The sequence below is a fragment of the Hyunsoonleella sp. J2K-J805 genome (genome assembly GCF_057167125.1).
The window spans coordinates 367405-389737 of record NZ_CM169901.1 but is presented as its reverse complement, the minus strand read 5'-3'; the positions used below and the strand labels follow the sequence as shown (position 1 = coordinate 389737).

At 34.4% G+C, this 22333-nt stretch carries 27 protein-coding genes; 26 read left to right on the top strand and 1 reads right to left on the bottom strand.

Going from position 1 to position 22333, the window contains the following annotated elements:
* The first annotated feature begins 1 nt into the window (after position 1).
* Together AC1B0Z_RS01740 and AC1B0Z_RS01735 are read left to right on the top strand one after the other, a co-directional pair.
* Positions 2-1717, top strand: coding sequence for a sodium:solute symporter family protein (locus AC1B0Z_RS01740; RefSeq protein ID WP_483793835.1), 1716 nt, complete (start codon positions 2-4; stop codon positions 1715-1717).
* Entirely contained in the window at positions 1695-2684 is a 990-nt protein-coding gene (locus AC1B0Z_RS01735) for a Gfo/Idh/MocA family protein (protein WP_483793834.1), read from the top strand. The genes AC1B0Z_RS01740 and AC1B0Z_RS01735 overlap by 23 nt, the downstream gene beginning before the upstream one ends.
* A gap of 209 nt (positions 2685-2893) precedes the next feature.
* Here AC1B0Z_RS01735 and AC1B0Z_RS01730 read toward each other — a convergent pair whose 3' ends face one another.
* On the bottom strand, positions 2894-3751 hold the full coding sequence (locus AC1B0Z_RS01730; protein ID WP_483793833.1) for a DUF2911 domain-containing protein: 858 nt from the start codon (positions 3749-3751) through the stop codon (positions 2894-2896).
* A gap of 231 nt (positions 3752-3982) precedes the next feature.
* Between AC1B0Z_RS01730 and AC1B0Z_RS01725 the strand changes: the two genes are divergently transcribed.
* The 24 genes from AC1B0Z_RS01725 (at position 3983) to AC1B0Z_RS01610 (ending at position 22328) form a co-directional block, all read left to right on the top strand.
* Positions 3983-4639 carry an MIP/aquaporin family protein gene (locus AC1B0Z_RS01725; protein WP_483793832.1) on the top strand — a complete coding sequence of 219 codons (657 nt, stop codon included), beginning with the start codon at positions 3983-3985 and terminating at the stop codon, positions 4637-4639.
* 240 nt (positions 4640-4879) lie between these two features.
* Positions 4880-5248 (top strand): endonuclease domain-containing protein, encoded by a 369-nt coding sequence (locus AC1B0Z_RS01720; protein ID WP_483793831.1) that lies wholly within the window; start codon positions 4880-4882, stop codon positions 5246-5248.
* 274 nt (positions 5249-5522) lie between these two features.
* Complete coding sequence (locus tag AC1B0Z_RS01715) at positions 5523-6179, top strand: TetR family transcriptional regulator C-terminal domain-containing protein (protein ID WP_483793830.1); 657 nt, start codon at positions 5523-5525, stop codon at positions 6177-6179.
* Positions 6179-7492 carry an ABC1 kinase family protein gene (locus AC1B0Z_RS01710; protein ID WP_483793828.1) on the top strand — a complete coding sequence of 438 codons (1314 nt, stop codon included), beginning with the start codon at positions 6179-6181 and terminating at the stop codon, positions 7490-7492. The genes AC1B0Z_RS01715 and AC1B0Z_RS01710 overlap by 1 nt, the downstream gene beginning before the upstream one ends.
* 1 nt (position 7493) lies before the next feature.
* A complete protein-coding gene (locus tag AC1B0Z_RS01705) occupies positions 7494-8129 on the top strand; it encodes a flavin reductase family protein (protein WP_483793827.1) in 636 nt (211 codons plus the stop codon).
* On the top strand, positions 8126-9586 hold the full coding sequence (locus AC1B0Z_RS01700; protein WP_483793826.1) for an SDR family oxidoreductase: 1461 nt from the start codon (positions 8126-8128) through the stop codon (positions 9584-9586). Before AC1B0Z_RS01705 ends, AC1B0Z_RS01700 begins: the two co-directional genes overlap by 4 nt.
* Positions 9546-9692, top strand: coding sequence for a DUF2256 domain-containing protein (locus AC1B0Z_RS01695; protein WP_483793824.1), 147 nt, complete (start codon positions 9546-9548; stop codon positions 9690-9692). The genes AC1B0Z_RS01700 and AC1B0Z_RS01695 overlap by 41 nt, the downstream gene beginning before the upstream one ends.
* On the top strand, positions 9662-10972 hold the full coding sequence (locus AC1B0Z_RS01690; protein WP_483793823.1) for a DASH family cryptochrome: 1311 nt from the start codon (positions 9662-9664) through the stop codon (positions 10970-10972). The genes AC1B0Z_RS01695 and AC1B0Z_RS01690 overlap by 31 nt, the downstream gene beginning before the upstream one ends.
* Entirely contained in the window at positions 10973-12505 is a 1533-nt protein-coding gene (locus tag AC1B0Z_RS01685) for a cryptochrome/photolyase family protein (protein WP_483793822.1), read from the top strand. It begins immediately after the preceding gene.
* Positions 12495-13976 carry a cryptochrome/deoxyribodipyrimidine photo-lyase family protein gene (locus AC1B0Z_RS01680; RefSeq protein ID WP_483793821.1) on the top strand — a complete coding sequence of 494 codons (1482 nt, stop codon included), beginning with the start codon at positions 12495-12497 and terminating at the stop codon, positions 13974-13976. Before AC1B0Z_RS01685 ends, AC1B0Z_RS01680 begins: the two co-directional genes overlap by 11 nt.
* A 123-nt stretch (positions 13977-14099) precedes the next feature.
* Entirely contained in the window at positions 14100-14528 is a 429-nt protein-coding gene (locus tag AC1B0Z_RS01675) for a hypothetical protein (protein ID WP_483793820.1), read from the top strand.
* Entirely contained in the window at positions 14525-14797 is a 273-nt protein-coding gene (locus AC1B0Z_RS01670) for a TIGR03643 family protein (protein WP_483793818.1), read from the top strand. Before AC1B0Z_RS01675 ends, AC1B0Z_RS01670 begins: the two co-directional genes overlap by 4 nt.
* A 48-nt stretch (positions 14798-14845) precedes the next feature.
* Positions 14846-15535, top strand: a complete 690-nt coding sequence (gene folE, locus AC1B0Z_RS01665; RefSeq protein WP_483793816.1) for a GTP cyclohydrolase I FolE — start codon at positions 14846-14848, stop codon at positions 15533-15535.
* Between the two features lie 10 nt (positions 15536-15545).
* Positions 15546-15761 carry a hypothetical protein gene (locus AC1B0Z_RS01660; RefSeq protein WP_483795226.1) on the top strand — a complete coding sequence of 72 codons (216 nt, stop codon included), beginning with the start codon at positions 15546-15548 and terminating at the stop codon, positions 15759-15761.
* Between the two features lie 155 nt (positions 15762-15916).
* Positions 15917-16132, top strand: a complete 216-nt coding sequence (locus AC1B0Z_RS01655; protein WP_109353114.1) for a hypothetical protein — start codon at positions 15917-15919, stop codon at positions 16130-16132.
* Between the two features lie 21 nt (positions 16133-16153).
* Entirely contained in the window at positions 16154-16837 is a 684-nt protein-coding gene (locus tag AC1B0Z_RS01650) for an SDR family NAD(P)-dependent oxidoreductase (RefSeq protein ID WP_483793815.1), read from the top strand.
* A gap of 3 nt (positions 16838-16840) precedes the next feature.
* Positions 16841-17377 carry a glutathione peroxidase gene (locus AC1B0Z_RS01645; protein ID WP_483793814.1) on the top strand — a complete coding sequence of 179 codons (537 nt, stop codon included), beginning with the start codon at positions 16841-16843 and terminating at the stop codon, positions 17375-17377.
* A gap of 5 nt (positions 17378-17382) precedes the next feature.
* Positions 17383-17559 (top strand): Lacal_2735 family protein, encoded by a 177-nt coding sequence (locus AC1B0Z_RS01640; protein ID WP_483793813.1) that lies wholly within the window; start codon positions 17383-17385, stop codon positions 17557-17559.
* Positions 17546-18007 (top strand): TspO/MBR family protein, encoded by a 462-nt coding sequence (locus AC1B0Z_RS01635; RefSeq protein ID WP_483793811.1) that lies wholly within the window; start codon positions 17546-17548, stop codon positions 18005-18007. The genes AC1B0Z_RS01640 and AC1B0Z_RS01635 overlap by 14 nt, the downstream gene beginning before the upstream one ends.
* A gap of 35 nt (positions 18008-18042) precedes the next feature.
* Complete coding sequence (locus AC1B0Z_RS01630; RefSeq protein WP_483793809.1) at positions 18043-18504, top strand: SRPBCC family protein; 462 nt, start codon at positions 18043-18045, stop codon at positions 18502-18504.
* 99 nt (positions 18505-18603) lie between these two features.
* Positions 18604-19908, top strand: a complete 1305-nt coding sequence (locus AC1B0Z_RS01625; protein ID WP_483793808.1) for a cryptochrome/photolyase family protein — start codon at positions 18604-18606, stop codon at positions 19906-19908.
* Between the two features lie 235 nt (positions 19909-20143).
* The gene (locus AC1B0Z_RS01620; protein WP_483793806.1) at positions 20144-21256 is read left to right on the top strand and encodes a tyrosine-type recombinase/integrase; all 1113 of its coding nucleotides are present in this window, start codon (positions 20144-20146) and stop codon (positions 21254-21256) included.
* Between the two features lie 155 nt (positions 21257-21411).
* Entirely contained in the window at positions 21412-21858 is a 447-nt protein-coding gene (locus AC1B0Z_RS01615) for a GNAT family N-acetyltransferase (RefSeq protein ID WP_483793805.1), read from the top strand.
* Positions 21859-22121: 263 nt separating this feature from the next.
* Positions 22122-22328 (top strand): helix-turn-helix transcriptional regulator, encoded by a 207-nt coding sequence (locus AC1B0Z_RS01610; protein ID WP_483793804.1) that lies wholly within the window; start codon positions 22122-22124, stop codon positions 22326-22328.
* Positions 22329-22333: the final 5 nt, after the last annotated feature.

Genomic DNA, 22333 nt, shown 5'->3' with positions numbered 1-22333 from the left:
GATGGTTAACACATTAAGTTGGATAGACTGGACGGTACTCTCGGTTACCTTAATTGCCATTGTTGCCTATGGCACATTGCAAACTAGAGGTAGCAAAAACGTAAAGGATTATTTACGGGGTGGAAACACCTCCAAATGGTGGACTATCGGGTTATCTGTAATGGCTACTCAGGCCAGTGCCATTACATTTTTATCCACGCCTGGACAGGCCTTTAATGACGGGATGGGATTCGTACAATTTTATTTTGGACTGCCCATTGCTATGATTGTGATTTGTATGGTGTTTATTCCGCTGTACCATCGCCTTAAAGTTTACACCGCCTATGAGTTTTTAGAAAACCGATTCGATTTAAAAACAAGAACGCTGGCTGCCATTTTATTTTTAATTCAGCGCGGACTCGCAGCGGGCATTACCATTTTTGCACCGGCAATTATTTTATCCGTTGTATTGGGCTGGGATTTATTAACACTAAATATTGCTATTGGTGTTTTGGTGATTATATATACGGTTTCAGGTGGTACGCGAGCTGTAAACGTGACGCAAAAGCATCAAATGGTGGTAATATTTACGGGGATGTTGGTGGCGTTTTTTATCATAGTAAATAAACTTCCTGAGGACATTACATTTACCAAAGCTTTAGATATCGCAGGCGCTAGCGGGAAAATGGAAGTTTTAGACTTTTCATTTAGCTTAAATAACCGTTATACGTTTTGGAGTGGTATTATCGGTGGTACGTTTTTAATGTTATCATATTTTGGTACAGACCAAAGTCAGGTGCAACGCTATCTTTCGGGAAAATCCGTTAAGGAAATGCAACTAGGATTGATTTTTAATGGCCTCCTAAAAGTACCCATGCAGTTTTTTATTCTCCTAGTTGGCGTGATGGTGTTTGTGTTTTATCAATTTAATGAAGCGCCTGTAAACTTTAATCCGACAGCGACGGAAATTGTGCTAGATTCTGAGTATGCGGAAGATTATAAAAGACTACAAGAAGAGCAATCTCAAATTTTTAGGGATAAGCAGAAAATAATAAACGCTTATAAAACAACTAACGACCCCAAAGTCTCCGCATTTATTACTGCAGCCAATGCTGCCAACGACGATTTACGAAAGGAAGCACGAGTACTTATTGATAAAGCTGGAGAAGAAAAAGACGTTAAGGTAGAAAGCAACGATAAAGATTATGTGTTCATTCATTTTATTTTGAATAACCTTCCACGAGGTCTTATTGGGCTTTTGTTAGCAGTGATATTAAGTGCAGCCATGTCTAGTACCTCAAGTGAATTAAACGCTCTAGGTTCTACTACCACCATGGATTTATATAAAAGAAATGTCTCTGAAAAAACTGAAGAAGAAATGGTAGCAGCTTCCAGGTGGTTTACGCTGCTTTGGGGTGTTATAGCCATTGGAGTGGCTTGTGTTGCTAATCTTGCTGAAAATTTAATTCAGTTGGTAAATATTATTGGTTCTATTTTTTATGGTAATGTTTTAGGGATTTTCTTATTAGCCTTCTTCTTTAAGTTTGTAAAAGGTAACGCCGTATTTATTGCTGCACTAATTACTCAAGTACTTGTTATTACGTTGTATTTTTTAAACGCATACGAGTATATTAATCTGCCATTTTTATGGTTGAATTTTGTTGGCTGTATTATTGTTATTTTTATAGCCTGTTTACTTCAAGTATTATCTAAAAATGACAAACAAGCAAAAGCTTAAAACCATAAACTGGGGCATTATAGGCCTTGGTAATATTGCGCATAAATTTGCAACAGATTTATTAACTATTGGAGATGCTAAACTCTATGCTGTAGCCTCTAGGAATCAAGAAAAAGCAGATGCTTTTGCTTTGAAATATAATGCGCCAAAGGCGTTTGATAGTTATGAGGCTTTGGCACAAAACCCCAACATAGATGCCGTTTATATTGCTACACCACACGCTTTACATAAAGAAAACACCTTACTCTGTTTACAAAATGGTATTGCTGTACTATGCGAAAAACCTTTTGCTATGAACGCAGAAGAAGTTGCAGAAATGATTGCAGTAGCAAAAGCAAATAATGTATTGCTTATGGAAGCACTTTGGACGTATTTTTTGCCACATTATAATCATGTACTAAAACTTATTGAAAACAAAACTTACGGTAATATTTTAAAAATTGAAGCTGATTTTGGATTTAATCGCCCTTTTGATGATTCGCATAGATTATTTAATAAAGCCTTAGGTGGTGGTAGTTTATTGGATATTGGCATCTACCCTATTTTTGCGGCGTTATCTACTTTAGGTATTCCAAAAAATATAGAAGCGAAAGCTACTTATTTTGAAAACGGTGCAGATGCTTCTTGTGATATGGTTTTTGAATATGATAACGCGGTTAAAGCGTACTTAAAAAGTTCGCTTATTGAAGATACACCCACGGAAGCTATTTTCTATTGCGAAAACGGTATTATTAAAATTAATAGCATGTTTCATGCGCCTGCAACGGTAACACTTATTTTAAATTCAGGGGATTCGGAAACTTTAGATTTTGGTTACAGCACAATTGGCTATAACTACGAAGCTATACATTTTAACAAACTACTAAAAGCAGGAAAAACTGAAAGTGATGTGATGACTTTTGAATTTAGTAAACAGTTGATACAAACTTTGGACGCTGTAAGACAGCAAATAAACCTGAGTTATTAATCTGTAAAACAACTTTAGCAAATACACCCGCGTTAGTCCCGATAGTTATCGGGATCAGTGGTAGCTTTTGGCGAGGCAGTCCCGATAGCTATCGGGAAGCCAAAACTTTTAGCGGAAAGCGCGACCCCTTGCGGGTAACGCCAAAAAAAAAAGCGCAACCTTAAAAAGTTGCGCTCTCTTATTATATTTTAAAATCTAAGACCTTTGAATTATATAGCGCCCCATTCTTTTAATACCTCTTCATTTTTTCTTATGTAAGCATCATAATTAGCTTCTTTTGCAAGTGCTAATGATGATTTTGCTGCTGCAATAGCTCCTTTTTTATCGCCTGCCTTAGCATGAATTAAAGCTTGTTGATGTATCCACCAGAACTTTGGCTTCGCTTTAGACATATCTACAGCTTTATCTATCCATTTAACGGCTTGGTCAATATCACCATCAGACTCTAGGTTATATACAGCAGCGGCATAATAATCGGCACCAGAAGGCCCATTCATAACCTTTTTTATGTTAGCCGTTACTTTAGCATCGGTTGGTACTGTAAACGGAACTGCCGCATAAGACTTCTCCCAAATTAGCTCTAAAACTGCGCCATCGTTTTTAATATTATTAATATCAATAGCAAACGTTTCTACGTTAAACGGAACCTCTTCAACATCTACCTTAGCCGTAGCAACTACTTTGCTATCATCCCACTTTTCTGGTGATGGCGTTCCCCAGTTATCAGTATCGTTATAAAACATAACATCCCATTGTTTTGCAGAGTTAAGCTTAGTAAAAATAGCGTAAGATCCAGCTTTAACATCCTGTCCTGCAATTTTAACATCGTCGCTAAAAGTAATAACTGTGTTTTTATTAGCACCCGTTCTCCAAATGGTTCCATAAGGCTCCAAGCCTCCAAATATTTTTCGTCCTTTTACACCAGGTCTAGAATACTCAATAGTAATATCAGTTAATCCCACTTTTTGCTCCAATTTTGCTAAAGGACTAGGTTGCGGGGTTTCTATTTGAGCCTGTAAGCTGTAAACCATAGTACACGCCACAAATAATAGTAATAATTTTTTCATTTTTCTCGTTTTTAATAATTAGGTTTTAATTGGCTAAAATTAACTAATCTAAAATCGCTAATTGTTAACAAAAGCTTAAAATAAGAGGTTGTATCTTTGCCGAGTATTAATATAGGCGTTACCACGCTTAGGGCGTGGTCGGGCTTTCGGCAGTCGCTCTCTCCTGCGTCGAGGAGCTTCAACAAATGCCTCAATCCCTAACGCGAATTCGTAAAGATTTAAAATGATGTTATGAAACAATATATCTCCGAATCATTAGGCACATTCACTATGATATTCTGTGGTTGTGGTGCCATGACTATTAATGAAATTACAGGAGGGAGCATTTCTCATGTAGGTGTTGCTGCCACTTGGGGCCTTATAGTTATGGCTATGATTTACGCTTTTGGCGAAATATCAGGAGCACATTTTAATCCAGCGGTTACTATAGGTTTTGCCTTTGCAAAAAAATTTCCTTTAAATAAAGTACCCAAATATATTTTAGCACAAACTATAGGTGCTGTTTTTGCAATTTTCTTATTGTGGTTTCTCTTTCCTGAAAGCCAGTTTTTAGGAGAAACTACTCCTGCAGAAGGTTTTCCTGCCTATAAAGCCGCTATTTTAGAGTTTTTGCTAACCTTCTTTTTAATGGTGGTGATTATTAATGTTTCTACTGGAAGTAAAGAAATAGGCACCATGGCAGCCATTGCCGTAGGTGGTGTAATTCTCTTGGAAGCTATGTTTGCAGGCCCCATGACAAAAGCATCTATGAATCCTGTACGCTCTTTAGCTCCTGCTCTTTTTACAGGAAATTTTCAGTATTTATGGTTGTACATTACTGCACCAATTTTAGGCGCTATTGCCGCTGTTTCTAGTTGTAAATTGGTTAAGGATGAGCAATGTTGCTAGATTTTAAACATACTTTCCTAGGATAAAGCACCCCTAAAGTCCCCTCAAGGGGACAACACTCATACTCTTGAAACAAACTGTTTTTCGAAAGAAATCTACAGTTTCAAAAAAAAATATATTGCAAAGCATACTAAATATTAGATCTTAACTTTTGCGTTTGAGTTAGCAAATGTCCCCTTGAGGGGACTTTAGGGGTGTAAAATTCTTATTCATTCTTTTAGAAAAAGTTATCTTTCAAAAGTGAAAAACAAAATCATTCCATACAATCCAAAACTAAAAGAACGCGCTAGACAATTAAGAAAAAACAGCACGCTTCCAGAAGTACTTTTATGGCAAAAAATCAAGCAAAGAGCATTTGGTGTACAGTTTCATAGACAAGTTCCTATGCTAAATTATATTGTTGATTTCTATTGTCATGAAATACAATTAGCTATTGAAATTGATGGGCAGAGTCATGATTTCAATGATGTGTATGATTTAAAAAGACAAGCTGAAATAGAGACTTATGGCGTAACATTTTTGAGATTTTCCAATGAAGAAGTAAAGAAGAATATGTTCAGTGTTTTGTTGGTTATTGAAGAAACCTGCAGCGGATTAATGGAGCAGTAGACACGTAACACCCCTAAAGTCCCCTCAAGGGGACACCACTCATACTCTTGAAACAAACTGTTTTTCAAAAGAAATCTACAGTTTCAAAAAAAATATATTGCAAAGCATACTAAATATTAGATCTTAACTTTTGCGTTTGAGTAAGCATATGTCCCCTTGAGGGGACCACAGGGGTGTACATAAATTAGTATTTTTTTAAACCAAAATTTAATTTTGTTTAACTTTTTTTATTATTAGTTAAACATTTTGTATCTTTACCATAAATAAATCAATTATGGCAAAGAAAAAAACCATTTCAAAAAACGATATCATCACTTGGTACATGGATTATGTACTAGAGCATGATGAGAACCCAAAAACTGTATTTGCTTTTGCCAAAATGAACAATTTTGAAGAAGCTAAATTTTACGAACACTTTACATCTTTCGAAAGTATTGAGAAGGGTATTTTTGAAGCATTTTACACAAACTCAATTAAGGCTTTAGAAAAAAGTGAAGATTATAAAATATTTGACGCCCGTAATAAACTATTAAGTTTTTACTACACCTTTTTTGAAAATTTAACGGCAAACAGAAGCTACGTAAAACATGTCTTAGATAAGTATAAAAATGATTTAAAAGGCTTAAAAATATTGTCTGACTTAAAAATACATTTTACCATATACATTAGTGAACTTGGAATACAAATGTTAGACATAAAACAAGAACAGCTTGAGAAAATTCAGGATCGCGCTTTAAAAGAGTCGGCATGGTTACAATTATTATTAACTATGAAGTTTTGGTTAGACGATACTTCGGCTTCTTTTGAAAAGACCGATATTTTTATTGAAAAATCCGTTAACACCACTTTTGATGTGTTAGATGTTGCGCCTGTAAAGAGCGTCATAGACCTTGGTAAATTTTTGTTTAAAGAAAAATTCCACATGAATTAATGAAAACCATTGATAACATACCTACTTCAAAAATTCAACGAGCTACAAAACTTGTATCTACAGGTGCGAAAGTAGGCGTGAATTATTTAAAATATTATGGTGATAAAATTGTAAAAACCGAAGAAGAAGCCAAAGAGCGTTTAAACAAAAACAATGCAGAAGATATATATGACGGTTTAAAACAATTAAAAGGTAGTGCACTTAAAGTGGCACAAATGCTAAGTATGGAAAAAAGCATTTTGCCAAGAGCCTACGTAGAAAAGTTTTCGCTGGCTCAGTTTTCCGTACCACCGTTATCGCCACCATTAGTCATAAAAACATTTAAAAAATACTTTGGAAAACACCCTAATGAACTGTTTGATACTTTCAATGCAACTTCTGTAAATGCTGCTAGCATCGGTCAGGTGCACGTCGCTTTTAAGAATGGGAAAAAACTTGCTGTGAAAATCCAATATCCAGGAGTTGCAGAGAGTATTGCTTCAGATTTAGCTATGGTAAAACCAGTAGCCATGAGCATGTTCAACATCAAAGGAAAAGATTCCGATAAGTATTTTAAAGAAGTAGAACATAAATTGGTTGAAGAAACCAATTACATTTTAGAAGTGGCGCAAAGCAAAGAGATTTCCGAGGCTTGTAGTCACATCGACAACTTAAGGTTTCCAAAATATTATGAAGACTTATCTTCTGAACGCATCATAACTATGGATTATATGGAAGGTGAGCACCTTTCAGAATTTACAGCCCATAATACAGACCAAGAAAAAGCAAATAAATTAGGACAAGCCCTTTGGGATTTCTACATGTACCAAATTCATAAATTGAAAAAAGTTCATGCAGACCCTCATCCTGGAAATTTCCTGATTTCTTCAGGCAGCCAATTAATAGCGCTTGATTTTGGGTGTATGAAAACCATCCCTCAGGAATTTTATACACCCTATTTTGAGCTTGCTTTACCTGAAAACATTAATAACAGAGATTATTTTGTTTCAAAACTTTATGAGCTTGAAATCTTGAGAGAAGATGATACTAAAGATGAGATTACTTTCTTTACTGAAATGTTTCATGAAATGTTAAGCTTATTTACACAGCCATTTCATCAAGACACTTTCGACTTTTCTGATGAAACGTTTTTCGGGAAAATTGCCGAACTGGGCGAGCGCTACTCAAAAAGTACCGATTTAAAGAAGATGAATGGTAACCGGGGTTCAAAACACTTTATCTATATCAACCGTACATTTTTCGGACTATACAACTTAATGTTTGATTTAAAAGCAGAACACATTAAAATCAATAACTATTTAAAACTATCGTAGCATGCAGTATTTCAGCGAAAGCGACATACAGAATTTAAATCACATCTATAAAATCAATTTAATTAATAGTTGCTCTGGTTACAAATCTGCTAACCTTATTGGTTCAGTTTCAGAAGATGGCATTGAAAATGTAGCGGTATTTAGTTCGGTAACGCATATAGGGTCAAGTCCAGCGATGTTAGGATTCTTTTTACGCCCAACAACTGTAATTCGCAACACTTACGAGAATTTAAAGGCCACTGGTGTTTACACCATCAATCATATTCATGATAATATTAAAGAAGATGCACACCATACCTCGGCTAAATACGATAGTAATATCTCTGAATTTGAAGTCACTAAACTAGATTCGGAATACAAAACAGGATTTAAGGCTCCATTCGTTAAGAATGCACCTATCCAATTAGCAATGCGCTTTGTTGAGGAATATCCAATTAAAGCAAATAATACCATTTTAGTAATTGGAAAAGTAGTTGGATTATATGTTGATAATGAACTGATTGAAGATGATGGATTCATCAACCTATCAAAAGGAAAAGTAGCAGCCATAAATGGTTTGGATGGTTATGTAATTCCAAAGAGCAATACTCGCTATGGATATCAAAGACCCAAAACTTTAGCATCAGAAACATCATGAAAATTCTTGTAACAGGAGCAACAGGCTATATAGGCAAGCGCCTTATCCCGTTTTTATTAAATCAGGGGCATACCGTTGTTTGTGTTGTAAGAGATCGATTAAGAGCTGATAAAAGTTATAGTGAAGATGAGAATGTGTATGTGATTGAAGCTGATTTTTTAAAGCCAGAAACACTAGAAAACATACCAATAGGAATTGATGCTGCGTATTATTTAATACATTCTATGTCCAATTCCTCCAAGGATTTTGAATCACTTGAGGAAAAATGTGCTATAAACTTTAGGGAATATATTGAAACCACAGATGCTAAACAAGTTATTTATTTAAGTGGCATTACTAATGAAGATGAACTTTCTAAACATCTTCGTTCAAGAAAAAATGTAGAAAATATATTAGCTTCAGAGCATTATGCACTTACTATCTTTAAAGCAGGCATTATAGTAGGTTCGGGGAGTTCTTCATTTGAAATCATAAGGGATTTAGTTGAAAAGCTCCCCTTTATGATAGCACCTAAATGGTTAAATACGAAAACGCAGCCCTTAGCAGTTAGAGATGTTTTGGCTTTTCTATCTAGAGCGGTTGGTAATGAAGCGGTTTACAACAAAAGTTTTGATGTTTTTGGACCAGAAATAATGACCTACAAAGAGATGCTGATGCAATTTGCAGAAGTACGCGGGTTGAAACGCTACATTTTAACGGTACCAGTAATGACGCCAAAGTTATCATCCTATTGGCTATATTTTGTTACCTCTACATCTTATAAATTGGCTACATCACTTGTGGATAGTATGGGAGTTCAAATTATAGGAAAACCAAGTGAGATTAATCAAATATTGAATGTCAATCCGATAACATACAAGGAAGCAGTCTCATTAGCGTTCGAAAAAATAGAGCAAAATAGTATTGTTTCCAGCTGGAAAGATTCTATGGTAAGTAGCGGAAGACTGGGCAAACAACTACATAAATATGTAAATGTGCCAAAATTTGGTTGTTTTAAGGATTACAAAGAACGTTATGTAACTGATACCGAAGAAACTATAGAAAAAATTTGGAGTATTGGCGGACAAAACGGTTGGTACTACGGTACAATTCTATGGCGCATTAGAGGTTATATTGACAAACTTTTTGGTGGTATAGGTTTAAGACGTGGACGCACAAGTCCGACAGAACTGGATGCCGGAGATGCTTTAGATTTTTGGCGGGTGATTTTTGCAGATAAAGAAAAACAAAAACTATTGCTCTATGCCGAAATGCGTTTACCAGGAGAAGCCTGGTTAGAGTTTAAAATTGAAGATGGGAAACTTAAACAAACCGCCACTTTTAGACCACGAGGCCTATGGGGGCGCTTATACTGGTATAGCGTTCTGCCATTCCATGGTTTTATATTTTCTGGTATGATAAATAAACTAGTTGAAGTTGAGTCACAAAAAGCCACACTTACCACAGAAAATCTGTAAAACTTGCAATTTACCTTTTACTTGGAGAAAGAAATGGCAACACAATTGGGACAACGTAAAATATTGTAGCGAACGATGCAGGAGAAACAAAACAACATTGGCTTAGTTTGGTTTAGAAACGATTTACGTGTTAATGATAACGCCGTATTAAATGAAGCCACTAAACAACATAAACACATTATAGCGGTTTATTGTTTCGATCCACGACATTTTCAGGTTAATACTTTCGGATTCAAAAAAACTGAAAAATTTAGAGCAAAGTTTTTAATTGAAACGGTTAATGATTTAAAACAAAATCTTAAGGACCTAAATATCGAGTTATTCGTTTTCAACAAAAAACCAGAACATGCTATTCCAAGACTCATTGAGCAGTTCAATATTAATAATATCTTCCTTCAAAAAGAGTGGACCAGTGAAGAAATTGAAGTCTTAGAAGCTGTAAAACAAAATTGTTCTGAAAACACTGATTTTTACGAATATTATAATCAGTTCCTATTTCATCCAGAAGACATCACTATGTCTTTTAAACACATACCTCAAGTATTCACCCAGTTTAGAAAAGAGGTTGAAAAAAATTGTGCGGTAAGACCAACGCATCATCCGATACCGCCAGAACCAATCCAAAAAATTTCTAATAATACCGAGGTGCCAACACTTGAAAACTTGGGCTTCGAAGATTTTAAAACGCATCCCAATTCAGCCTTTCCTTTTGAAGGTGGTGAAAATTCAGCCTTAAACCGTTTGGATGATTACTTTTTTCAAACTAAAAAACTAGGGTACTATAAAAAAACTAGAAATGGCTTATTGGGGAAAGATTACAGTTCTAAATTTTCGCCTTGGTTGGCAAATGGCAGTATTTCGGCAGCAACCATCTATTGGGCTGTGAAACAATTTGAAAAAGAACATTATAAAAATCAATCGACCTATTGGTTAGTTTTTGAATTGATATGGCGAGATTATTTCAAATACATATCATTAAAACACGGAAATAACATCTTTAAAATTGGCGGTATTCTTGAAAAAGATTACCAGTGGAAGATTGATAAAACTTTATTAAACAAATGGATTCAAGGGGAAACCAGTTCAACATTTGTAAATGCCAATATGTTAGAACTTAAACATACAGGATGGATGAGCAATAGAGGTAGGCAAAATGTAGCATCATTTTTTTCAAAAGACTTATTACTAGATTGGAGAATTGGTGCTGCATATTTTGAGTCACTGCTATTAGATTATGATGTGCATAGCAATTATGGCAATTGGATGTATGTTTCTGGTGTTGGCAACGATCCTAGAGACCGAAAATTTAACGTGAGTTTGCAAGCTGAACGCTATGATGCCAATAATAAATTTCAAAATCTATGGTTGCAACCTACACTGTTTTAAATGAAAACGCTAAGACTCATATTAGGCGACCAGTTAAACATGAAACACTCGTGGTTTAAAGAAACTAACGATAATATTTTGTATTGCATGTTTGAAATGCGCCAAGAGACTGACTATGTAAAACACCATATCCAGAAAGTGATCGGTTTTTTTGCTGCAATGCGTCAGTTTTATGACCATTTAAAATCTGAAGGTCATCAAATTGCTTACTTCAAAATAAATGATAAAGATAATACGCAAAACCTCACTGAAAATCTTTCACAATTAATAGAAACACATAACATTGAGTGTTTTGAATATATGCTCCCTGATGAATACCGATTGGATGAGCAACTAAAAACATATTGTGATAATCTTAAAATTTCAACAAAAGCGTACACTGCAGAACATTTTTATACCAGACGAGACGATTTAAAGACCTTTTTCAAAGGAAAAAAGCAATATCTCATGGAAAACTTTTACCGAGATATGCGCAAGAAACATGATATTTTGATGGTAGCTAATCAACCAGAAGGCGGCAAATGGAACTATGACAAGAGCAATAGAAACAAATGGAAAGGTGAGGTTGAAATTCCAAACTACAAGCTTTTTAAAAATGATGTTTCTGAAACTGTAAAAGATATTGAGGATGCCAAAATAGAAACTATAGGTAAATTTGAAACCAAAACATTTCCCTACCCTACTTCTAGAGCACAGGCACTAGAACAGCTCAAATATTTTTGCGAACATTTGCTGGTTCACTTTGGGGATTATCAGGACGCGATGCATACTGATGAAGAATATCTGTTTCACTCTCGATTATCTTTTGCTATGAACTTAAAATTGATTTCTCCAAAAGATATTGTAAAAACGATTCTCAATTATTATAGAAAACATGGTGAACATATTCATATTTCGCAAGTAGAAGGTTTTATAAGGCAAATTATAGGGTGGCGTGAATACATGCGAGGGATGTATTGGGCGTTTATGCCCGATTACAAAAGTTTAAATAAGCTGGACAATCATAATAAGCTTCCAGAATTTTTCTGGACAGGTAATACGAAAATGAATTGCTTAAAACATGCCATTACAAATTCACTAGATAATGGTTATGCGCACCATATACAGCGGCTAATGATTACCGGAAATTACACCCTTTTAACGCAAACCAATCCAGATGAAGTAGATGCATGGTACTTGGGTATTTATTTGGATGCCATAGAATGGGTACAGCTAACTAATACAAGAGGCATGAGCCAATTTGCTGATGGTGGTAAAATAGCAACGAAACCGTATGTATCCTCTGGCTCTTACATAAACAAAATGAGCAATTACTGTTCTAGTTGCCATTACAGCCAAAGTAAAAAAACAGAAGAAGACGCTTGTCCATTTAATAGCCTGTATTGGAATTTCCTTGACGAAAAGCGTGAGTATTTAGGAAATAATTTTAGAATGGGCATGATGTATAGCTTGCTTGATAAAATGGATAAAAGCCAACTGCAAAATATAAAAAAACGCGCGCAACACATAATTACACATCAAGATGAATACTAAGCCTCAAGTAAATGTAGTGTGGTTAAAACGCGATTTGCGTTTACACGATAACGAAGCTGTTTTTAATGCCCTAAAGGCTGGAAGACAAATTCTATTACTTTATAGTTTCGAGCCTCTCTTGATGGAAGACGCTCATTACAGCGAACGCCATTGGAATTTTATAAAAGAATCTCTAGTAGATTTAAACGCTGAACTTCAGCACTATAATTCCAAAGTACTTGTGGTACAATCTGATATTATTGCTGCGATCAACCAACTGCAATCACATTTTAGAATTTCTGATATCTATTCTCACCAAGAAACTGGAATTCTTGTGACTTACGAGCGCGATAAAAATTTCAAACGCTTTTGCAAGAATAATTTGATTAATTGGCATGAAAATATCAATAATGGCGTAATACGAGGTTTAGAAAATAGAGAAGGTTGGAACAAAAAAGTAGATGCATTTTACGCTATTGCCCCACTCCCCTTTCAGCCAAGGCAGGACCAATTGGTTTCTATTGAAGTTATTAACGAGATAGAACAAAATCTGAACATACCAAGTTTATCCACCCCAGAGTTTACACCGTTTCAAAAAGGAGGACGTTCAACAGGGAAAAAATATCTTAAATCCTTTTTTTCAGAACGCTATCCTAATTATATGCAACATATCTCTAAACCAGAATTGGCCAGAACAAGTTGCAGTAGAATTTCACCATACATCGCTTGGGGTAACCTATCTGTTAGAGAAGTGTATCATGAGGCTTATCATTTAAAAGAAACGTCAAAACATAAAAAGGCTTTGGAAGCATTTATGTCTCGATTGCGTTGGCAAACGCATTTTATTCAAAAGTTTGAAATGGAGCACACTATGGAAGAAGCTAGTGTAAATAAAGGGTTTCACCGACTAAAAAAAAGTATCTCAAAAAAATATCAGACCGCTTGGAAAACTGGAAATACTGGATATCCGTTGGTAGATGCGTGTATGCGCTGTTTAAATGAAACTGGCTACTTAAACTTTAGAATGCGTGCCTTGGTAGTTTCGTTTTTTACTCATAATCTTTGGCAACCTTGGCAAGAAGCTACTACACATTTATCGCAAATGTTTTTAGATTTTGAACCTGGCATACACTTTCCGCAACTACAAATGCAAGCAGGCGAAACAGGCATTAATATGCTGCGTATTTACAACCCTATAAAAAACAGTTTAGAGCATGATACTGATGCGTCTTTTATAAAAAAATGGGTGCCAGAGCTAGAAAAACTAGATACGCCTTTTGCACATCAGCCTTATTTGATGACGGCACTGGAACAGCAATTCTACAATTTTAAACTAGGCAATGATTATCCAAGGCCTATTGTCGATTTAGATACTACTCGAAAAAAAGCGGGTGATGCCCTTTGGAAACTGCGCAAGGACAAAACCGTGTTGGAAGAAAGCAAAAGAATTCTTAATAAACATACCACAAGAAGTAGACTTCAAGACACATAAACACCTGTTAAACAACATGTTAAACACGTAATAAGTTTTATCAATAGTATTATTTTTATTTTTGTTTAACTTATTTTAATAAAAGTTAAACATTTTGTATATTTGGTATGTAAAGTTAAAAACATGATACTTAATACCACACACCACAACAGAGAACATAAGCTGCTTTTAGAGGATTTAGTAGGAAGATCATTCACATTACTAGAGTCTTTGAAGATGAAAGGTGTAGGTTCTAAAAGAATGATTGTGGGAGAGGTAAGTCCGAATATGCAATCCTATTTAAATGCGGTTTCTGATATCAATTACGCCAATATTGAATTGAGAAAAAGTGGCATTTTGATATTCATCAATAAAGGTCTGCAAAATTTCACTTGGGCCATCCCATATTATCAGCTGGTGATGTATAAAACGAATGGTGCGAGTATCCATGCCCAAGGAAAATATATTCATTTTAAAAACAACAAAACCTTTAAAGAGAATAAAACGTTTTTCAAAAAAATGTTAGATGAAAAAATAAAGTACGACCAACAATATAACTTTCTACAGACATGAACTTTGCTACAGAAGAAATAGATAGAATAATTGAAATGGCGTGGGAAGACAGAACCACTTTTGAAGCGATAGAATTTCAGTTTGGTTTAAAGGAACAAGAAGTTATAGAATTGATGCGACGTGAAATGAAACCAAGTAGTTTCAAAATGTGGCGAAAGCGCGTTCAAGGTAGAACCACAAAACACGAAAAATTAAGAGGATTTGAAGAAGGTCGCTTTAAATGTAGCAGACAAAAACAAATTACACACAATAAAATTTCAAAACGCTAACGTGCTTTGATTAATGAAATATTTAAGACAGCACAAAAAAAAGAGATTATGCAATTAGAAAAATTAAAAACAAACGGGCACAAACTAAATGGATTTTCACTAGAAGATATTGGAGATGACCACCTCTATACAGGTTTAGAAACCCCTATGCGAGAGGACGCTTTTAGACTAAGTGATACTGAAAAGAAAGAACGCATAGCAATACTCTTTGAAGAAATCATGGAAGTTATGGGATTAGATCTCACAGACGATTCATTAAAAGGCACACCAAAACGTGTTGCCAAAATGTATATAGATGAGATATTTTCAGGCTTAAATCCTGAGAATAAACCCAAAGTAGCCTTGTTTGATAATAAATACCAATACAATCAAATGTTGGTAGAAAAAAACATAACGTTTTATTCTAATTGTGAACATCATTTTGTACCAATTATTGGAAAAGCTCATGTAGCTTATATATCATCTGGTAAAGTTATTGGACTTTCTAAACTGAATAGGATAGTACAATATTATGCAAAGCGTCCGCAAGTACAAGAACGTTTAACAAATCAAATAGCAAACGAATTAAAATCAATTTTAGATACCGAAGATGTCGCTGTGATTATTGATGCAAAACACCTTTGTGTATCTTCAAGAGGTATAAAAGATGATACCTCATCGACGGTTACCGCTTATTATGGCGGAAAGTTTAACACTTCAAAAAAAATCACAGAGTTACAGAATTATTTAAACGGATAGTATTATGGAAATGGAATTAATCAACAGAGCTTTAGAGTTTGAGCAAAGAAAAATGAAATCCTTGTCTACAAGTGATCGCGTTAAATTATCTAGAGAAGCAAAAGCCTTAATCTTAGATTTGAATCAGATTTACAAGGCTAAAAAAGATGAAAAAATTATGGATATCATGAAACGATTAACCGTTATAAAAAGAAAGGTTGAAAAGCGGTTAAAAATGCGTTTATAATGGTATTACTATCAAAAACAGGTGGTTAAAAACCCGAAATATTAAATTTTATCTAATATTTCGGGTTAAAAATAGGTAATCTTCTATATTTTATTATATTGCGAAAATGTGCAAATAATAGTGCATTTACATTAAATATAGTAAGATTAAAATTTATGGAGATTATTGACAAGGCTTTAGAGTTCGAACAGCGTAGACACACTTTTAAAACTACAAGTGAGCGCATCGAATCGTCTAGAGAAGTAAAAAGTTTAATATTAGGCTTGAACGACATCTATAAAGTAGAAAAAGATCCTGAAATTATGGATTTGATGAAGCGTTTAACCGTAATCAAACAAAAAATAGAAAAACGGCTAAAGGGCAGGCCATAAAAACAAAATGCCCTGAAACCCATGAAAACAATAATTGTAGTTGGTGGAAGTAAGGGCATTGGAAAAGCTATAGTTGAAAAACTTTTAGAATATTCTAATGTTATAAACATTAGTAGGAGTACCCCGAAAACATCGCATATCAATCTAACTCACCACCAATGCGATGTTACTCAAGAAGATTTACCAGATATCGAAACGGCAGATGGACTAGTCTACTGCCCTGGTAGTATCAATTTAAAACCCATATCTCGATTAAGTATTGATGATTTTAAAGATGATTTTGAAATTAATGTACTTGGTGCAGTAAAAGTAATTCAAAAATACCTTCCTATCCTTAAAAACGGAAGCAAGCCTTCTATTGTATTATTCAGTACAGTTGCAGCTAAATTAGGTATGCCCTATCATGCTAGTATTGCTGTTGCTAAATCTGGAGTTGAAGGTTTGGTAAAATCATTAGGTGCAGAACTTGCTCCTACATTTCGCATTAACGCCATTGCCCCAACGGTTACGGATACCGATTTAGCATCAAAACTACTTCGAAACGACAAAATGATAGAAAATATTACGGAGCGCCATCCTCTTAAAAAGTTTCTATCCCCAGAGGAAGTTGCAGATATGGCTAAGTTTTTATTATCTGAAAAATCATCCTCAATTTCTGGTCAGGTATTTGAAATGGACTGCGGCATTGTAAGTTTTAAAATTTAAGTTATGAATATCTTAAAAACATTTGTAGCCACTTTGGGCTCCTCTTCCGAAGAGAAAAAAATGGATGTTGCGAGCATATATGATATTGATATAAATGCCCTAAGCGGCCAACCGATAGATTTGGCTCAATTTAAAGGAAAACACATCTTGTTTGTAAATGTTGCCTCAAAATGCGGCTTTACACCACAATACAAAGCCCTTCAAGAATTGTATAATACGTACAAAGATAAAATTCAGGTAATCGGAGTTCCTTGTAATCAATTTGGTGGGCAAGAGCCAGGAAACGCTGATACCATCAATCAATTTTGTGAAGTTAATTATGGTGTGTCATTTTTAATGACCGAAAAGATACGAGTAAAAGGAAAAGAACAGCATCCATTATACACTTGGCTTACTCAAAAAGTAAACAATGGTGTTTCAAATTCCTCGGTAAAATGGAATTTTCAAAAATATTTAGTAGATAAAGAAGGCCATTTGATAGATTACTTTTTTTCATCCACAAACCCCATGAGTTCAAAAATTGTAAAACACTTAAAATAAAAGCTATGTTAGGATTGTATAAAAGAAAATCAAAAAGAGAAAAATTAGAAGAGAAGTTTAAAAAATTAATGCAAGAATGGCACGAGTTATCTTCTATCAACAGAGCTGCTAGCGATAGAAAATATGCTCAAGCACAGGAACTGGCAAAAATATTGAATGGCATGAAACATGAAGCTGCTTAAAACCACAATCATATTTTTGGTCATTAATTTTGGAGCATTAGCCATTGGTAGCTTATTAATGGCTAACGGGCCTCAAACAGAGTGGTACATGAATTTAAACAAAGCACCATGGACGCCTCCGGGTTGGGTTTTTGGTGTAGCTTGGACAACCATCATGATATGCTTTTCCATTTATATGGCCTTTTTGTATAAATTAGAGCCTAGAGCAACCGTTATTACATTGTTTGGTATTCAGTTTGTATTAAATGTTATTTGGAATTATATTTTTTTTAATCTGCACTTTATTGGCCTAGGGTTAACAGTTATTATCTGTTTAACCAGTGTTGTTGGTTTATTTACATTTTTATACGCAAAAGTAATGCGCTTTAAAACCATACTTATAATCCCCTATTTTATTTGGCTTTGTATCGCTTCATCGCTTAACGGCTATATTTTATTAAACAATTAAACCTTAATATCTTTTTAGATAAATCTTAATGTTGCATGAAAATTTATACATTACATAAAACTCAAAAGCTACCTATCTCTGTAAATGAAGCGTGGGATTTTTTATCTGATCCTAAAAACTTAAAAACTATAACCCCTGATTATATGGGGTTTAATATTTTGTCAGGCGCAGATCGAGAAATGTATGCTGGCCAAATTATTCAATATATTGTAACGCCTGTTCTGGGTGTAAAAACAAAATGGGTTACAGAGATTACGCATTGCATTGATAAGCAGTATTTTGTAGACGAGCAGCGTTTTGGGCCTTATGCACTATGGCATCACAAACATTTTATCAAGAAAATTGATGGTGGTGTAGAGATGGAAGATATTATTGATTATAAAGTGCCTTTTGGTTTTATTGGTCAGTTAGTTCACCCTATCTTAGTGAAGCCCAAATTAGAAGAGATTTTCAGCTATAGAACGCAGAAATTGGAAGAGCTTTTTGGGAAGTATTAATTTACCTGTATTAGGTTGTTCTTAACAGTTCTAAATTTATCAAACAAAATACAAGGGTAATTAAAGACACTTCAGTTTTAAGAATGAAAGTTAGCATATATGAAACAACTCATATCCATTTTTTGGTTTAGACGCGATTTACGATTGGATGATAACAAAGGCTTTTATGAAGCCTTAAGAGGAGAACATCCCGTTCTTCCCATATTCATTTTTGATTCGGACATTTTAGATAAACTTCCTGAAGATGATGCACGTGTTAACTTTATACACAGCACACTTCAAGAGATGCGCAATACGCTTCAGCATGAATACGGCAGCGGTATTGCCATGTATTACGGAAAACCACTTGATATTTATAAGAAATTAATAGAAGATTTTGATATTGATTGTGTTTATACCAATCATGATTATGAGCCCTATGCTAGTGAGCGAGATGAGCGTGTTAAAACATTTTTAAAAACAAACAATATTGAATTTAAAACTTATAAAGACCAAGTTGTTTTTGAAAAAGATGACGTTGTCAAAGCGGATGGAAACCCGTATGTGGTTTACACACCCTATATGAAAACTTGGAAAGAAAAATTCAAATCCTATGATTTAGAGATTTTTTACACCAACCCATATTTAAACAATTTGGTGGAGCATACTAGATTGCAAAACTTAAGTTTATCCGACATTGGGTTTAAAAAATCATCACAACACATTACACCATATACGGTTACGCCCACTTTAATACAAGAATATGAAGCCACACGTAATTTCCCTGCAAAAGATGCAACGTCACGTTTAGGTCCACATTTGCGTTTTGGCACTGTTAGTATTCGTAAAATGATTAAGAAAGCCATTGCGGAGCAAAACGAGATATTCTGGCAGGAACTGATATGGCGCGAGTTTTTTATGCAGATTTTATGGCATTTTCCAGAAACCGCAACCCAGAGCTTCAAATCAAAATACGACCGCATTCAATGGCGTAACAACGAAAAAGAGTTTAAAGCCTGGTGCGAGGGCAATACAGGCTATCCTTTAGTAGATGCAGGTATGCGACAGTTAAACGAAACTGGATTTATGCACAACCGCGTGCGTATGCTGGTAGGTAGCTTTTTATGTAAACACTTGCTTATCGATTGGAGATGGGGCGAAGCTTATTTTGCTGAAAAGTTGCACGATTACGAAATGGCGAGCAACATTGGTAACTGGCAGTGGGTTGCGGGCTCTGGTGTAGATGCGGCACCATATTTTAGAATTTTTAATCCTACCACACAAATTAAGAAATTTGACCAGGACTTGGAATATATCAAAACCTGGGTGCCAGATTTTCAAGAACTCACCTACCCACAGCCTATCGTTAATCATAAATTTGCGAGAGAGCGTTGCTTAGACACTTATAAAGCTGCTTTAAATTAAGCTTTTTTTTGTTAAACTGAGAAAGCTACTATTTTCAGCGCTTGGGTATTAATAAAATTATACGCTTCAACATAACCACTTCATTTTTAGTTTAAGGCCAGATATCCAATTATAAAGTTTTCTTGTTTTACATATTTTTAATTAGGCTAACTAAAAACAGTTTTGTGCAATTTTATCTTTAGTATTTGTAGTAAAACAAATCTATATTACATATATTTATACATAATATGTAACTATGAAACGTATAAAACTCTCTCTTCTTAAGCATAAAAACGCTCTTCAAATAGCGTTTTCTTTTAACTATGATGAAGAAATAAGGTTTCATCTAAAAAAGCTACCTGAAGTGAAATGGAGCCAAACACATAAAACATTTTACATTCCATTTACAACACAAAATAAACAACAGGCATACCAACATCTAAGATTAAAAAATTGGTTTGTAGATTATAAGGAATTAAAAGCACCAAAACAGATAAAAACTAATCCTCATCCAATAAAACTTCCCACACTTACGGAGTATCAAAAAAAAGATATTGCTAGATTTAAAAAATGGCTGCAACAAAAAAGATTGAGTATAAACACGGTAAACTCCTATACAGAAGTCACATCTTTTTTTATGAGGTATAGCACACTAAAAAACAAAACTCATTATTCTGCAAGGTTAATAGAATCTTTTAATTACGATTTTATTGTTAGGGCAAACAAATCGGTATCCTACCAAAATCAATGCATCAATGGCATTAAAAAATATTTAGATTACAAAAGTATAGATATTAACCAACTTAATATAAAACGCCCAAAAAAAGAAAAGCGATTGCCAACCGTATTGAGTTTGGAAGAAGTAAAACAACTATTTGACAGTATTACAAATTTGAAACACAAAACGCTTTTAAGCTTAATTTATTCTGCTGGTTTAAGAATAGGAGAAGCCATCAACATAAAAGTTACCGATATAGACAGTAAAAGAATGCTAATACACATAAAAGCCGCCAAAGGCAAAAAAGATAGATATACTTTGCTGTCTTCATCATTTCTTGAGCTTTTAAGAGCGTATTATAAAACCTATAAACCAAAGCACTATTTGTTTGAAGGGCAAGATAAGGAACAGTATAGTAGTAGTACTGCCCAAAAAATTTTGAAAAGAGCAACAGAGAAAACAGGTTTAAAAAAACGTATTACGCTGCATACCCTAAGACACAGTTTTGCTACTCACCTTTTAGAAAACGGTACAGATATTAGATATATTCAAGAATTATTAGGCCATAATAGCCCAAAAACTACTATGATTTATACCCATGTATCAGAAACTAGTATCAGAAAAATCAAAAATCCGTTTGATAAAATTTAAAAAATTGCGACATTGCATAAACATCAGAATTTTCATTCTTTTATGGTGAGGGCTAAAAGGTATAAAAAAAGTCAAAACTTCCGCATAGCCATCCAATTTGGAGGTATATAAAGAAGAAAGTTCCGTATATAAACAAGTTGGCATTAATTTGAGAAATGAACGTTAAAGTAGCAGACAAAGTCGACCAAAAATCTTATGACAGAGTTGTCGAGTTGTTAATGGAATATAACAAAAGTAAAACTGAACAGTTTGCTGATGAAATTAATAAACCGATTGAAATAATTGTTAGAGATGATAATGATGAAATCATTGGTGGACTTTATGGACGTTCGATTTGGGGAACATTGGAAATAAAAACCTTTGTTGTAAAACCTGAAAAAAGAAACAACGGAATAGGTAAGAAACTTATTATCGAAGCGGAAAAAGAAGCAGAAAAACGGAATTGTAGATTTATAAGTTTAGATACGTTTTCATTTCAAGCGCCTGAGTTTTATGAGAAACTCGGATTTGAAAAAATTGGAACGGAAACTGATTTCCCAAAAGGATTTGAAAAATATTATTATCGAAAAAATATTAAAAAAACTAATGCCAACAATGTATAAAAATAATGCTTAAGTTTAATCTTAAATCAAAGGGTTGGTGCGTATTTGGTCACTCCGATTTTCCTACGGAAAATCCTCGGACACAAAACCGCACTATTCTTATACGTAACCGTTGTACACAAGCTGAAAAAAGAGCCAGCCGCACGTTCAAGCACATTTCATTTTGCTCGTACCTCACAAAATAAAAAGAGCTTTCACTTCCCTACGCTCAAACAGTGACAATTCATTAAAAGTTGATATATTTGCATTAAATGCTAATAAATATGAATAAAAAAGCAATTAATAGACTAAAAGTCGTTTTAGCTGAAAAAGGTAAGACCAATAAATGGTTAGCTGAAAAATTGGATAAAAACGAGACGACAATTTCTAGGTGGTGTACGAATGAAGTTCAACCATCATTAGATAGCTTAATAATCATTGCAGATTTACTAGCAGTTGATGTAAAAGAATTAATTAATTCAACTCTTTAGGTAAT

Bases quoted from the DNA above. Each gene is read 5' to 3' on its own strand.
- AC1B0Z_RS01675 (WP_483793820.1), top strand. From the start codon at position 14,100: ATGATACTTAATACCACACACCACAACAGAGAACATAAGCTGCTTTTA.
- AC1B0Z_RS01680 (WP_483793821.1), top strand. From the start codon at position 12,495: ATGAATACTAAGCCTCAAGTAAATGTAGTGTGGTTAAAACGCGATTTG.
- AC1B0Z_RS01670 (WP_483793818.1), top strand. From the start codon at position 14,525: ATGAACTTTGCTACAGAAGAAATAGATAGAATAATTGAAATGGCGTGG.
- AC1B0Z_RS01730 (WP_483793833.1), bottom strand. From the start codon at position 3,751: ATGAAAAAATTATTACTATTATTTGTGGCGTGTACTATGGTTTACAGC.
- AC1B0Z_RS01660 (WP_483795226.1), top strand. From the start codon at position 15,546: ATGGAATTAATCAACAGAGCTTTAGAGTTTGAGCAAAGAAAAATGAAA.
- AC1B0Z_RS01715 (WP_483793830.1), top strand. From the start codon at position 5,523: ATGGCAAAGAAAAAAACCATTTCAAAAAACGATATCATCACTTGGTAC.
- AC1B0Z_RS01700 (WP_483793826.1), top strand. From the start codon at position 8,126: ATGAAAATTCTTGTAACAGGAGCAACAGGCTATATAGGCAAGCGCCTT.
- AC1B0Z_RS01685 (WP_483793822.1), top strand. From the start codon at position 10,973: ATGAAAACGCTAAGACTCATATTAGGCGACCAGTTAAACATGAAACAC.
- AC1B0Z_RS01650 (WP_483793815.1), top strand. From the start codon at position 16,154: ATGAAAACAATAATTGTAGTTGGTGGAAGTAAGGGCATTGGAAAAGCT.
- AC1B0Z_RS01710 (WP_483793828.1), top strand. From the start codon at position 6,179: ATGAAAACCATTGATAACATACCTACTTCAAAAATTCAACGAGCTACA.
- AC1B0Z_RS01645 (WP_483793814.1), top strand. From the start codon at position 16,841: ATGAATATCTTAAAAACATTTGTAGCCACTTTGGGCTCCTCTTCCGAA.
- AC1B0Z_RS01610 (WP_483793804.1), top strand. From the start codon at position 22,122: ATGAATAAAAAAGCAATTAATAGACTAAAAGTCGTTTTAGCTGAAAAA.
- AC1B0Z_RS01740 (WP_483793835.1), top strand. From the start codon at position 2: ATGGTTAACACATTAAGTTGGATAGACTGGACGGTACTCTCGGTTACC.
- AC1B0Z_RS01735 (WP_483793834.1), top strand. From the start codon at position 1,695: ATGACAAACAAGCAAAAGCTTAAAACCATAAACTGGGGCATTATAGGC.
- AC1B0Z_RS01625 (WP_483793808.1), top strand. From the start codon at position 18,604: ATGAAACAACTCATATCCATTTTTTGGTTTAGACGCGATTTACGATTG.
- AC1B0Z_RS01630 (WP_483793809.1), top strand. From the start codon at position 18,043: ATGAAAATTTATACATTACATAAAACTCAAAAGCTACCTATCTCTGTA.
- AC1B0Z_RS01635 (WP_483793811.1), top strand. From the start codon at position 17,546: ATGAAGCTGCTTAAAACCACAATCATATTTTTGGTCATTAATTTTGGA.
- AC1B0Z_RS01615 (WP_483793805.1), top strand. From the start codon at position 21,412: ATGAACGTTAAAGTAGCAGACAAAGTCGACCAAAAATCTTATGACAGA.
- folE (WP_483793816.1), top strand. From the start codon at position 14,846: ATGCAATTAGAAAAATTAAAAACAAACGGGCACAAACTAAATGGATTT.
- AC1B0Z_RS01620 (WP_483793806.1), top strand. From the start codon at position 20,144: ATGAAACGTATAAAACTCTCTCTTCTTAAGCATAAAAACGCTCTTCAA.
- AC1B0Z_RS01640 (WP_483793813.1), top strand. From the start codon at position 17,383: ATGTTAGGATTGTATAAAAGAAAATCAAAAAGAGAAAAATTAGAAGAG.
- AC1B0Z_RS01725 (WP_483793832.1), top strand. From the start codon at position 3,983: ATGAAACAATATATCTCCGAATCATTAGGCACATTCACTATGATATTC.
- AC1B0Z_RS01690 (WP_483793823.1), top strand. From the start codon at position 9,662: ATGCAGGAGAAACAAAACAACATTGGCTTAGTTTGGTTTAGAAACGAT.
- AC1B0Z_RS01655 (WP_109353114.1), top strand. From the start codon at position 15,917: ATGGAGATTATTGACAAGGCTTTAGAGTTCGAACAGCGTAGACACACT.
- AC1B0Z_RS01705 (WP_483793827.1), top strand. From the start codon at position 7,494: ATGCAGTATTTCAGCGAAAGCGACATACAGAATTTAAATCACATCTAT.